9 protein-coding genes are annotated in these 12,132 nt (G+C 61.7%); 2 read left to right on the top strand and 7 right to left on the bottom strand.

Translation table 11 applies throughout. The features are described from left to right. Nucleotides 1-77: 77 nt before the first annotated feature. From AC559A_RS06055 to AC559A_RS06035, 5 genes are all read right to left on the bottom strand, one after another. Nucleotides 78-899, bottom strand: coding sequence for a DUF169 domain-containing protein (locus AC559A_RS06055; protein WP_498816819.1), 822 nt, complete (start codon nucleotides 897-899; stop codon nucleotides 78-80). Nucleotides 900-1,029: 130 nt separating this feature from the next. Then, nucleotides 1,030-2,007, bottom strand: coding sequence for an alpha-ketoacid dehydrogenase subunit beta (locus AC559A_RS06050; protein WP_498816818.1), 978 nt, complete (start codon nucleotides 2,005-2,007; stop codon nucleotides 1,030-1,032). Nucleotides 2,008-2,370: 363 nt separating this feature from the next. After that, a complete protein-coding gene (locus AC559A_RS06045) occupies nucleotides 2,371-3,336 on the bottom strand; it encodes a thiamine pyrophosphate-dependent dehydrogenase E1 component subunit alpha (RefSeq protein ID WP_498816817.1) in 966 nt (321 codons plus the stop codon). A 15-nt stretch (nucleotides 3,337-3,351) separates the two neighbouring features. After that, the gene (locus AC559A_RS06040; protein ID WP_498816816.1) at nucleotides 3,352-4,032 is read right to left on the bottom strand and encodes a DUF1956 domain-containing protein; all 681 of its coding nucleotides are present in this window, start codon (nucleotides 4,030-4,032) and stop codon (nucleotides 3,352-3,354) included. Between the two features lie 271 nt (nucleotides 4,033-4,303). Then, entirely contained in the window at nucleotides 4,304-5,449 is a 1,146-nt protein-coding gene (locus AC559A_RS06035) for a TraB/GumN family protein (protein ID WP_498816814.1), read from the bottom strand. Between the two features lie 393 nt (nucleotides 5,450-5,842). On the opposite strand from AC559A_RS06035, the gene AC559A_RS06030 reads away from it, so the two are divergent. Further along, complete coding sequence (locus AC559A_RS06030; RefSeq protein ID WP_498816812.1) at nucleotides 5,843-7,057, top strand: two-component system sensor histidine kinase NtrB; 1,215 nt, start codon at nucleotides 5,843-5,845, stop codon at nucleotides 7,055-7,057. Nucleotides 7,058-7,067: 10 nt separating this feature from the next. Here the strand turns inward: AC559A_RS06030 and rimO are convergent, their stop codons facing one another. Then, entirely contained in the window at nucleotides 7,068-8,414 is a 1,347-nt protein-coding gene (gene rimO / locus AC559A_RS06025) for a 30S ribosomal protein S12 methylthiotransferase RimO (protein WP_498816811.1), read from the bottom strand. Nucleotides 8,415-8,505: 91 nt separating this feature from the next. On the opposite strand from rimO, the gene AC559A_RS06020 reads away from it, so the two are divergent. Then, nucleotides 8,506-10,095, top strand: a complete 1,590-nt coding sequence (locus tag AC559A_RS06020; RefSeq protein ID WP_498816809.1) for a two-component system sensor histidine kinase NtrB — start codon at nucleotides 8,506-8,508, stop codon at nucleotides 10,093-10,095. A gap of 5 nt (nucleotides 10,096-10,100) precedes the next feature. Here the strand turns inward: AC559A_RS06020 and AC559A_RS06015 are convergent, their stop codons facing one another. Next, a complete protein-coding gene (locus AC559A_RS06015) occupies nucleotides 10,101-12,128 on the bottom strand; it encodes a sensor histidine kinase (protein ID WP_498816808.1) in 2,028 nt (675 codons plus the stop codon). Nucleotides 12,129-12,132 lie beyond the last annotated feature (4 nt).

The raw sequence follows: 12,132 nt of genomic DNA, 5'->3' as shown, positions 1-12,132 counted from the left end.
CGGTTCGATGGATGACTGTCGGTCGGCCATCAGGCCTGTTTTACTTCGGGCTTGACCAAAAGGCCTGATGATGCCGCTTACTGCTCCGGATCTTGCAAGCTCGCCCAGGCCCGGCATTCCAGAAAACTGCCGGGAACATTCTCCTCCATTTCCTGGAAGAGCCGCCAGGGCATGGCAAAGGAGAGATGGTCCTTGCCCAGCGTCTTCCGCACAGCTTTGCGGGCTGACATGTCCGTCAGGCCCACCACGGCCCTGGGGTGCTCCCTGTCGCCTTCTGCGTAGGGCAAGATACCAATGGTCTGACAGCCCGCAGCCCAGGGGATAATCACGTTCTCGATGCCCTTGCGGCCATAATTGGCCAGAATGACCAGGGCGGACAACTGATCTGCATCAACCACGAAAACCACGGTTCGCGGGGTCTCCCGGTCCAGGTCGACTTCGCCCAAGGGCTTGAATAGGACATACTTAGCCGGGATCTCGGTGATGGGCAGTGCGGCGATGAAGTCGTGGACCAACTCTGGAGTTTTGCGATACCGTTCACCTTTCAGGAAATCATCTGCAAAGGCCTTGCCCGCGTGCTCTTCAACAGCCTTGCCCACGGCCCGGCCAGTTTCCCATTGCTCATTGCCTGACGAAAGAAAATGGGCGAAACATACCTCTCCGCCCGGAAACTGTTGATAGGCGTTGCCAAACCCCAGTCCCACTCCGCCGCCCCAGCATCCGTAGGTTTCTTTTTCGAATGCAACGGTTTTGCCTTTGGCCGCATTGGCGAACAGAAACATAACACAGCCAAATTTGCCGGGCTTGAAACGCAGGGACTGTTTCGGTTCCTCATCGGCCAGGATTATGGCCACGGGATTGAGCTTCAGGTCAATTGATTGAGCAATACGCGATTTCATCTGTGTAACCTCAATTTGTTTACATGTGGGTGGCGAAATTTATTCGAACGCCTTAAAAGCCATTCATTTACTTAGTTTTTCAGGAGAAAAACAGATTGGTGGTCATTCACATCATGTCCATGACCCGGAGTTACAAAATCTCCTTGATGGCCGTGACCAGTCGTTCGTCGTTGGGGAGATAGAACCGTTCCAGCGGCGGGCTGGCCGGGACCGGGATGTCCGGGCCGGTGACCCGGCGCAGCGGGGCCTTGAGCAGGTTGAAGCCTTCCTCCATGACCACGGCCGCGATCTCCCCGCCGAAGCCTCCGGTGCGGGTGGCTTCGTGCAGGACCACCAGTCGGCCGGTCTTGGCCACGGAAGCGAGGATGGCTTCCTTGTCCAGGGGAACCAGGGTGCGCAGATCCACGATCTCCACCTCCACGCCTTCCTGGGCCAGCTTTTCCGCTGCGGCCATGGCCACGCCGAGCATGCCGGACCAGGTGACCACGGTCACGTCCGTGCCCGGTCGCTTGACCTCGGCCTTGCCGATGGGGGTGAGATATTCCCCTTCGGGCACGGGCATGGGCGCGAAGTACAGGCCCATGTGCTCGATGAAGATCACCGGATTGTCGTCCCGGATGGCTGATTTGAGCAGTCCCTTGGCGTCCGCCGCCGTGGCCGGCATGACCACCTTCAGGCCGGGGCAATGGGCCGCCCAGGCCTCCAGGTTATGCGAATGCTGACATCCGGCGCCGATTCCCGCGCCGGATTTCATGCGCACCACCAGGGGAAACGTAGATTTGCCGCCGGACAGGTAACGCAGCTTGGCCGCGTGGTTGACGATCATGTCCGAGGCCAGGGTGAAGAAGGGATTGAACATGATCTCCACCACCGGCCGCAGCCCGGCTTCGGCCGCACCCACGGCCAATCCGGCGATGGCTGCTTCGGATACCGGGGTGTCCTTGATCCGCCCGGGCCCGAATTCCTCCAGCAGGCCGTGTGTGGGAAACATGGGGTTCAAGTGAATGCTCACGCCCACGCCTTCCCCGGCGATGAACACGTTGGGGTCGCGGCGCATTTCCTCACGCAAGGCCTGATTTATGGCTTGTCCCATTCCGAGTTTCTGCATGGTGTCCTTCCTTTGATGAGGGAGCATAATGTTCTTTTTGGGTAACTACTCAGTACATTTTGTGTCCGATCTTGCACCGGCAATCGGTGTCGGGGTCGGCGCTTCGCTATCGGAGTCGGAATCGAAACAGAAAGAATTTAGAACGCATCCCAGCGTTTTCGATCCCGATCCCGACCCCGACCCCGGCAACAGAATTTCTCTGTGCTGAGTAGTTGCCTTTTTGGAAGAGTCTCTTCCTTTTAGGCCGCCCCTTCAAGGCTACGTAGAATACTTCCTGAATCCCAGGGCAACGCCCTGGGACGGAGATGGTCCAACAAGAAGAGCCCTGAAAGGGCGATCCTCTACCGCGGCTTTTCCAATCAGTCACGCCACCAGAACATCCTCCAGCGCCTCCTCCGGGGTGGGGTACGGACTGTCCTCGGCAAAACGGACCGCTTCCTTCACGAGAGCCTCGACCCGGTCGTCCATTGCCTGAACGTCCGCGGCGGTGATCAGCCCTTGGGCCAGGAGGTCGTCCCGCAGGCGGGGGATGGGGCATTTTTCCTGCCAGGCGCAAATCTCTTCCTTGGGCTGATAATGCTGGGGATCGGCTTCTGCGTGGCCCCGGCAGCGGTAGGTCTTGCACTCGATGAGGCTCGGCCCTTCTCCGGCCAATGCACGCTCCCTGGCGTCCCGCACGGCCCGATACACGGCCAGGGCGTCGTTGCCGTCCACCGCCTCGCCGGGCATGGCGTAGGCCGTGGCCCGGTCGGCCATGCTCGGGTTCGGGGCGTGCTCTTCATAGCGCTGGGCCCCGGCGTAGACGTTGTTCTCGCAGATGAAGATCACCGGCAGCCGCCACAGCGCGGCCAGGTTCATGGCCTCGTGCACTGATCCCTCTGCCGCCGCGCCGTCGCCGAAAAAGCAGACCGTGACCCGCTGTTCGCCCTTGTACTGTTGGGCAAAGGCCTGGCCCACTGCTATGGGCGGCCCGGCGCCGACCACGGTGGAGGTACAGGGCGCGTTGACCTCGGGCACGGCCAGGTGCAGCGTGCCGCTCTTGCCCTTGTTGCAGCCGGTGCGCTTGCAGTAGATCTCGGCCATCAGGGAGTTGGGATCGGCCCCCTTGGCCAGAAGGTGGTTGTGGCTGCGGTGGTTGGAGATGATCACGTCCTCCGGGGCCAGGGCCGCGCAAGCCCCGGAGCCCACGGCCTCCTGTCCGGTGCTGAGGATCGTCATTCCGGGGATTTTGCCTTCGATCTTGCACAACTCGGCCAGCTCGTCCTCAAACCGGCGGGACAGCTGCATGGTCCAGAGCATCTCCCTCTGCTTTTCCGCGCTGATCTTCATGAAACCTCCGTGTGGTTAAATGATCGCGGGCGATACCGCGCGACGGTACGGGCCATCGGCGACGGCCCGGATACCCCCCAAGGAAAATCGCGTGATGTGGTCGGTCAGGCGCTCCACGTCCGTGACGACGACGTCCGTCGGATACAGGGCCGCGATGACGTGGCGACTGGTGAAATATAACAGGCATTGGCTGGTGACGCTCATGGAACACAGGAAGATGGTCTCGTCGATATTGTCCTCGTCCCGTGGCATGGCCAGCAGTTCCCGGACAATGTCCGCCAAGTAGAGATACAAGGGATGGATGGAGTTGCGGACCATCCGGCTCAAGGCTTCCGAAGGCTCGGCCATTTCTCGGGCCATCAGCCGACCGTGCCAGTCCGGCGCGTCTCCCACCACCACGCGCAGCAGGAACGAGCGGATGAAGGCTCGTAAGCGCTCTTCTGCGGACGCTTTTGGGCCGAGTCCGGCATCCGGCGGATACTTCCGCACGGACCACTGATGGGCGTGTTCAAGAGTAGCGGCGAAAAGGCCTTGCTTGTCGCGAAAATGGTAGTTCACCGCGCCAACATGGGCGTCGGCTTTCCTGCAGATATCTCGCACGGTCGCGCCCTGGTACCCCCGTGCGGCAAAGAGTTCCCCGGCGGCTGCGATCAGCCGCTCCTTGACGTCTCCATTGCGCCTTTCCGTGTTTGCCATTTCTTGTCCTCCATGCTGTTCGAACAGCAGTTTCGAACAACTGTTCGAATTTGTCAACAAGAACACCTTCTCGGAGAATGTCCTCGCAAGGCCGGGATCAGCAGGTCGTAATCGAAATGTGGATCAGGGCCGAAGTCAATGAGTGGCGCGCAAGGCGCGCTAGCGGATTCGTCGCGGGTATCGGAGAAAGGGAAAGGCGGCCTGGAGTCCGGTGAGCGCCGCGTGGAGGCGGATGGAAGAGCGAAAGGCCGCCGGGGATGGCGGCCTTTGATCAAAACGTCCGGGCCGCGATCCAGCCGCCGGAGATGAAGGCCGCCAGGGAGCTGCCCAGGTTGACCAGGGCGACCACCAGCAGAATCCGGCACAGGGGGTTGGTCCAGAAGCCCTTCAGGGAGGTGATGGCCTGGGGCAGGTCTTCCAGGTCCGCCACGGTGGGCCGCCGAATCAGGGCCTGGACGAATCCGGCCACGAATCCGGCGGCGATCATCGGATTCAGGCTGGTGAACGGCGAGGCGACCATGGCCGTGAGTACGGTCAACGGATGGGCCCAGGCCAGCACCGCGCCCAGCCCGGCAAGAACGCTGTTCAGGGCGACCCAGATGATGGCCGATTCCATGGCGTGGGCCTGGCCTTCTTTCAGGAATCCCCAGGCGATCAGGGCCACGATGGCGATGGGAATGGCCCATTTCAGGAAGGAGCCGATATTGGATTTTGGCGGCAGGACCGTCAGAGGGCCGAGGTCCGTATCCTGGTGAATGTGGTTTTCTATCCCGGCCATATGCCCGGCTCCGACCACGGCGACCACGGTTTGGCCTGGGGCCTCGCGGATCTTCTGGGCCAGGAACAGGTCGCGCTCGTCGATGAGCCGACGCTTGACCTGGGGGAATTCGTCCGCAAAGGCGTCCATCAGGATTTCCATCTGGTCCTTCTGCTTCAGGGATTCGACAACGCTGTCGTCGATTTTGCCCGCAAAGAGCAGGCCCATCAGCAGTTGCCCGACCATCTTGAATTTTTCCAGAAAGCCCAGATGCCGCCAAGTCCGTTTCAAGGTGATCTCCACCTCCCGGTCCGCCAGGACCAGATGGGCCTCGGTCTCCTTGGCCAAGCGCACGCCCTCGGCCATGTCCGCTCCGGGCTGGATGCCCAGTTGGTCGCCCAGCTTGCGGTAGAACGAGGAAAGGACCAGTTGGGCCAGCAGAAACGGCGTCTTACGCTCCCGGATCACCCGCATGATGTCCATCTTGCGCCAGCCGTCCCGGTCTATCAAAGCCCGATGCCGGGACGGGCACAGTTCCACGCAGATGGTGTCCGGATGAACCATCTCCACCGTGGTCCGGACGTCCTCAACGCTCTGCTTGGACACATGGGCCGTGCCCACGAGATACACGTCCTTCCCGCCCACCCGAATGTGTTTCACGCAGGACGGAAGTTCAAGGGGTTGGGCCTGTTGGTCCGTTTCGGCCGCTTCGACAGGGGGAGATGACGGGGAAGATGATTCTGGGTGCATTCGATTTGGTTCTGGAAAGAGGGATGAAGCCGGGCAGCAGTTCATTTTGAGCACGGCAAAAAATGGAATTGTCTACACCGTGCCGGATTGGAGGGCAAGCGGGCGGCACGGCGCCGTTTTTAGAAACGTCATGTGGCCCTGGCAATTTTGTTGAAGGCGCTGCTCCACAAAGAAGGCTCGAGGACGCTTCCCCTAACATTCCCCGAGCATTGTCTTGGCAAACGCCGAGGTTGCGATATAGGGTCGACTTCGACCTTCACCGCGGCTTGCCGATCTTGGACGAGTCGAATGGAGAAATTCCCGATGCCCCCTCCTTCTCGAAAATCCCTTTTGGAGCCGAAAACGTCTCCCTCCGAGGTCTGGCAAGAATCCGGCAAGCGGAGCGTCGTCCCGGACAACGATCCGAATGAGTTGATCCGGGAGAGCGTTGTCGAAAACGTGCTGGAAAGCATGCCCGCCGGTTTGATGATCGTGGGCAAGGAAGGACGGGTTTTTCAGGTCAACGCTCTTTTGGCCGCCATTCTCGGCTTTTCCAAAGACACGCTGCTGGAGCAGGGATGGAGCGTTTTGTTTATCGACCATCCCGAGAACAACGAGTTCAACGACGCGATCCTGGACGTGATTCAGGAGGCGCGGGTTCGGGAGAGCCGGGAAGTCTGGTACGCGAGGCCGGACGGCCAGTGGTTTTTCTTGAAGATCACCTCTTCGTTCCTGCGTTTCGGCGGGGACGACTGGAGGTTGGTCGTCCTGGTTCAGGACCTGACCGAGCTGCACCTGATGCACCAGCGGGAAAAGGCCGCTCTGGAAGAGAAGCGTCTCGCGGAGCAGCAGCGGGCCGACAGCCTGAACAACCTGGCCCTGTCCATTGCCCACCAAATCCGCAATCCGATCATGACCATCGGCGGGTTCGCGGGGCTCGCCGCAAAGCACACGGACAACCCGGACAAGGTCGCGGAGTATCTCCGAAGCGTGATGGAGTCGGCCCAGCGTCTGGAGCGGATGGCCGCCGCCGTCCGGGAGTACGTCTCCATCGTCCCGGGGACGTTCGAGCGTCTTGCCGTGCAAGACGTGCTGCTCGGAGCCGTCCAACGTGTTCACGAGTGCGCCGCGCATCCCGAAAGAATACTCGAAGTATCCGACTCGCTTTCCCCGGATTGGACAATCCAGGCCGACTCCGGACAAGTGGCCGCGGCCCTGGACGCGATCCTGGAAAACGCCTTCGAGTCCTATGGCGGAGCGCCCGATCAAGACAAGATTGTGACCATCGAAGCACGGGCAAACGAGGACGCCCTCGTCGTGCTCGTTGTGGACAAAGGACGAGGAATTTCCGAGCAGGATATCCCCTTTGTCCGCGACCCGTTCTTCACCACCAAGGCGGTGGGGACCGGAATGGGATTGGCTGTCGCGCAGAGGATCATGGCCCTGCACGGAGGCAATCTGGAGATCACGAGTTCACCGGGCAAAGGCGCCAGGGTCGCCATGATTTTTCCCAGGGCGTGGGAACAAGCGCGAGATTGACGCCTCCTTATCAAACCAAAGCCGCCAGATCATAGGTCTTGGTATCGGTGATTTCGGCCCGGACCAATTCGCCGGGGCGGATGGTTTCGCCGCTGATGTAGGTGATGCCGTCCACTTCCGGGGCCTGGAACCAGACCCGGCCTTCATGAAGTCCCGGCCATTCAGGGCTGGGACGTTCCACGAACACGTCCATTTCCCGGTCCTGGTATTGCGCGAGGATTTCGGCGCTGATGTCGGCTTGCAGCTTCATCAGCCCTTCACGGCGTCGAGCCTTGGTCTTGGCACCGACCTGGCCGGGCAGGGCCGCGGCCTTGGTTCCCGGCTCCGGGCAGAAGGCGAAGACTCCGAGATGGTGAAACCGGGTTTCGGCGACGAAATCGGAGAGCTGTTGAAAATGGTGGGGCCGTTCGCCGGGGTAGCCGACGATCAGGCTGGTGCGCAGGGCCGCTTCCGGAAAATGCTCCCGGACCCGGTCCACCACGTAGCGCGGATCTCCGGTGAAGGGGCGGCCCATGGCCCGGAGGATGTCCGGGTGGGCGTGCTGCAAGGGGATGTCGAAATAGGGCAGCAGAGGCGGTCCGAGTTCGGCCAGAAAACGCAGCAGGCGCGGCGTCAGGCCGGCGGGATAGAGATACATCAGCCGCAGCCAGTCCAGTCCAGGCAGTCCGGCCAACCGGGCGAGCAGGGATTCCAAGGCGTTTCGTGAGCCCAGGTCCCGGCCGTAGGACGTCAGATCCTGGGCCACCAGAATCAGTTCCCGGACGCCCTGCCCCAGAAGCGCTTGGGCCTCGGCCACGATCAGGTCCGGCGGCGCGCTTTTCAGCGGGCCGCGGATGGACGGGATGGTGCAGAAGCGGCAGCGATGGTCGCAGCCTTCGCCGATTTTCAGATAAGCGTAGACCGGCCTGGTGCTGACGACCCGGCCGGACGGCGTTGCATGGGGAAGAGCGTGGCCCAGATCGGCCAGACGTGGAATCAACTGGTCTTCCTCGTCCACGTTCAGCCAGAGGTCCACTTCAGGGACGGCTTCGCGCAGTTCCGCCCCGAACCGGGAAACCAGGCACCCCGCGACCACCAGTAGGGGCCGGGGGTGAAGGCCGGCGATGTCCTGCGCGGTTTCCAGAATCACGCGGGTGGACTCCTCTACTGCCGGGGCGATGAAGCCGCAGGTGTTGATCAACACGATTTGGGCCTGATGGATGTCCTGCACCTCCCGCCCGGGGCCGAGCGCTCCGAGCATGCGCTCCGTATCCACGCGGTTTTTGGGACAGCCCAGGCTGACGCACCAGACGCCCGGCCCGGCGGAGTCCGCGGGGTCGCTTGAAGTCGGAATGGGATTGAGGGTATGGCTTGGCATTCGGGTCCGTTGCTCACGGTTTGAGGACTTTTGGGAATTGCGCCCAGCGCTTGGCACGGAACTCATGGCCCGTCAACCCCACGAGGAATCCATGCATCTTTCAGCAGGTTACAATGAAGCCGTTCGCGTCCTGGAAGCGGCCCAAGGAGACTTTCTGGTCGGACTGGTCTGCCCGGAGGCTGGATCGGTTTCGCGAGACGACGCGGCCCTCTCGTCGATCTTTGCCGCGATCCTGGGACTGCTGGACCATGCGGCGCACGAAACGCATCTTCCCCGCATGCGCCTCGCGGCGTGCATAGGTCAGGTTCCGGCGGCGCACGAGCAGGAACTGACGAAGCGGCGCATCCTCCGGTTCACGGACCCGGCGGCCATGATGGCGGCCCATCCGGACATCAATCTGGTGGTGAATCTATCGGATGACTCGGAAACCGTGCGCACCCTGCGCCGGATATTGCCGCCCTCGGTGGCCTTATTGGACCGCGCCTGCGCGATCTTTCTGTGCTGTCTGCTGGTGATGAACGAGGTTTCCGGTCAATGCCAGACCGATCTGCGCGGCAGCCGAACCCTGCTGAACACCATTGTCGACGAACTGCCGGACGACATTTTCTTTCTGGACGACCAGGGCCGCATTCTGGACGTGAACAGACAGGTCTGCCAGCGGCACGGCGTGGATAAGCAGGCGTTGCTGCATCAATCCAGCAGCACGGTCCCCGCCGGACCGGGCCAGGTGGCCTGCGGTCCGGCGCGCCGGGACTGGCCGGTGTTGACGACCCTTGCGAATCGGCGGGAGCAGGAGACGCTGCAGACCTGGATGGATGAGCAGGGCCGGGTCCACTACTACCAGGTGACCGCCTACCCGGTGTTCGACGAAACCGGGCGGATGCACCGGATGATCGAAGTGCGTCGGGACGTCACGTTGCGCACGGAAATGGAGAAGCGCTTGCAGCAGGCCGAAAAGCTGGCCGCCATCGGTGAATTGTCCACGTACATCGCCCATGAAATCCGCAACCCCTTGTTTGCCATCGGCGGGTTCGCCAACTCCCTGCTGCGCTCCCAGGAACTGACCGAGAACAGCCGGGAAAAGGTGCGGATCATTCTGGAAGAGTCCAAACGCCTGGACAAAATTTTGAAGAACATCATCAACTTCGCCCGCCCCACGTCATCGGAACTGGCGGAAGTGGACGCCAATCAGGTCGTCGCCGAAACCGTACAGGTTCTCGGGATCGGCAGTCAGGAACGCGGCGTGATCCTGGACGTCCGGCTCGGGGAGGAAGTGCCCAGGATCCGGGCCGACGCCGAACTGCTCAAACAGTGCTTGATCAATCTGATCAAGAACGCCCTGGAGGCCATGCCCGATGGCGGGCGGCTCACGGTGACCACGGCCATGGAACGCCGCCAGGTCCTGATCAGCATCGAAGATACCGGTCACGGCATTCCGGTGGAGATCCAGGACAAGATCTTCAACCCCTTCTTCACCACCAAGCGAACCGGGTCCGGAGCCGGCCTGGGGCTGGCCATGACCAAGAAAATCCTCAGCGACCTGGGGGGCGACCTGCGCCTGAGCAGCCGACCCGGCAAGGGCACCCAGGTCGACCTGCTGCTGCAACCCTACGTGGACATGGAAACGCCTGTTGCCGGGCATTTCGACCAAGAACCGCGACAAGAAACGTGGAACAGATAAGAACGTCAGGCGGGATGGCGCCGGGGCAGGGAGACGACCAGGTGGGTCCCTTCGGCTTCGGAGGTGGTGAACCGGATGGTCCCTCCGTGGGTCTTGGCGATGAGCATGGCGCTGTAGGTTCCAATGCCGGAGCCGTGCTCCTTGCCGTAGGTTACGTAGCGATCGAAAAAATGATCGCGGATGTCTTCCGGTATGGCGCCGAAGTTGTGGATGTCGATTTCATGCATCGCACCTCGGAGACTCCCTTGATGGCGGTCTGATCCGTTGTTCTTCGGAGAGCGAACGGCAATGGTGATCCGGGTGCCTTCCGGAGCGGCGTCCACGGCGTTCTGAATCAGATTGGCGAACAGGGATTCGAGCAGGATCGCCTCTCCGGAGAGCATGTATCGGTCGTCCCAGGGCAGGGGGTTGCCGTCCAACAGGTAGGCGAACTCCAAGGACCTGGCGATGGCCGACGGCAGAAACTCCTCGTGCAGGCCATGCAGCATCCGGATCAGGTCGAAGGGTTCCGGCTGGAGTTCGTAAGCGCCTTCCTCCATCTTGAACAGGGCCATGGAATGGCCGAGCATGTGCAAAAGCTTCATGGCGCTCTGGTAGATCGTGGACACGATCTCCCGCTGGCGGTCGGGAAGTTCCTCGCGCAGCAACACCTTGGCCAGTCCGCCTATGCCGGTCAGGGGCGACTTCAGGTCGTGGCGAACCATCCGCTCCACGTCGGCCCGCAACGATTCGACGCGCTTGATTTCCGTGATGTCCGTGAGCATCCCGTTCCAGACCACCGTTCCATCCCGGTTTCTGGACGCCAGGGAGCTGTTCTTGAACCAGCGTATCCCGCCTTCGTCCCGACGCATGGAGAACTCGAACTCCACCGGGTGCTCGGGAGGTTCGGAGCAGGTCAGGGACGTGGAAAAGCGCTTGCGAACTTCGGGATCGACGCGCTCGAAAAACAGTTCCGGTTTCCGGAGCGTACTTTCCGCGGGCAGCCCGAACAGGTTCCAGATGCCCTCGCTGATGAATGTGAAGCTCCCCTGTTCCTCGCCGGAAGCCTGATACTGGTAGACCACTCCGGGGATGTTCGCGGTGATCTCCGTGAGCAGGCGCTTGCTGGCCCGGAGCTCGGCTTCGGCCTGGGTCCGTTCGGTAATGTCCTGGATGGTCTCGATGGCTCCGACGATTTCGCCGCGTTCGTCCCGGCACCGGGCGGCCAGGAAGTACATGGAACGCGCCGCGCCCTGGATGGCCAACCGGTCCGAGGCCTCGAAAGCCTCCGGGATGAACGCGCTGGGGGAAAGATTTTTATCCCGGTAGAGGGCGGCGATTTTTGGTCGGTCCATGGTCAGAACAAGATCGGCCAATACCGGCCTGGACGGCTCGGGATAGAAAATACGAGAGTCCACCGGCTTGCCCAGGCATTCGCTCCTGGGCACGCCGGTCAGAATTTCACAGGCCTTGTTCCAGAAGATCACCCGGTGCTCCGTATCGATCACAAAGGTGGCGATGGGGGTGCCGTCCAGGATCACGGCCAGCAATTTGCGTCGTCGACGGAGCAGATTCTTGATCCGGCGGTTCTGGGTGATGTCCCGCAGGCAGACCAGCATGGCGTCTTGGCGGTCCCAGATGGTCTTGGCGAGGGAGATTTCCACCGGAAACAGTTTGCCGTCTCCGGGGCGCTTGGCCACCCAGTTGAAGTTCAGGACGTCCCCGTCCGGGAGTTTGGCCCGGATGTCCTCGAACTTGTCCAACGGGCCGCGGGGGCGAAGCAGATCCGCGCGCGGACTCAGGGCCATGAGTTCCATGCGGGGCAAACCGAACAGGTCCGCGGCCCTGTGGTTCAGGTCGATGATTCGGTCGGCCGAGGAACAGATGAATATGGCGTCGGGACCGTGGTGAAACAGGGCATGCAGGTTGTCCCGCGCTTCACGCAACGCTTCCAGTTCGCGCCGGTCGTCTTTCCGCTGGTCGCGAAGACGGGCGATTTCGGCGTGGGCTTCATCCAAGGCGGCTTGGAGGTGAGATGCGTGGTCCTGGTCCATGGCT

The organism is Desulfonatronum zhilinae (genome assembly GCF_900182865.1).
Lineage (GTDB): Bacteria > Desulfobacterota > Desulfovibrionia > Desulfovibrionales > Desulfonatronaceae > Desulfonatronum > Desulfonatronum lacustre.
The sequence above is the reverse complement of the archived record's forward strand: the minus strand, read 5'-3'. Positions and strand labels throughout refer to the sequence as shown.

Bases quoted from the DNA above. Each gene is read 5' to 3' on its own strand.
- AC559A_RS06015 (WP_498816808.1), bottom strand. From the start codon at position 12,128: ATGGACCAGGACCACGCATCTCACCTCCAAGCCGCCTTGGATGAAGCC.
- AC559A_RS06030 (WP_498816812.1), top strand. From the start codon at position 5,843: ATGCCCCCTCCTTCTCGAAAATCCCTTTTGGAGCCGAAAACGTCTCCC.
- AC559A_RS06040 (WP_498816816.1), bottom strand. From the start codon at position 4,032: ATGGCAAACACGGAAAGGCGCAATGGAGACGTCAAGGAGCGGCTGATC.
- rimO (WP_498816811.1), bottom strand. From the start codon at position 8,414: ATGCCAAGCCATACCCTCAATCCCATTCCGACTTCAAGCGACCCCGCG.
- AC559A_RS06020 (WP_498816809.1), top strand. From the start codon at position 8,506: ATGCATCTTTCAGCAGGTTACAATGAAGCCGTTCGCGTCCTGGAAGCG.
- AC559A_RS06055 (WP_498816819.1), bottom strand. From the start codon at position 899: ATGAAATCGCGTATTGCTCAATCAATTGACCTGAAGCTCAATCCCGTG.
- AC559A_RS06045 (WP_498816817.1), bottom strand. From the start codon at position 3,336: ATGAAGATCAGCGCGGAAAAGCAGAGGGAGATGCTCTGGACCATGCAG.
- AC559A_RS06050 (WP_498816818.1), bottom strand. From the start codon at position 2,007: ATGCAGAAACTCGGAATGGGACAAGCCATAAATCAGGCCTTGCGTGAG.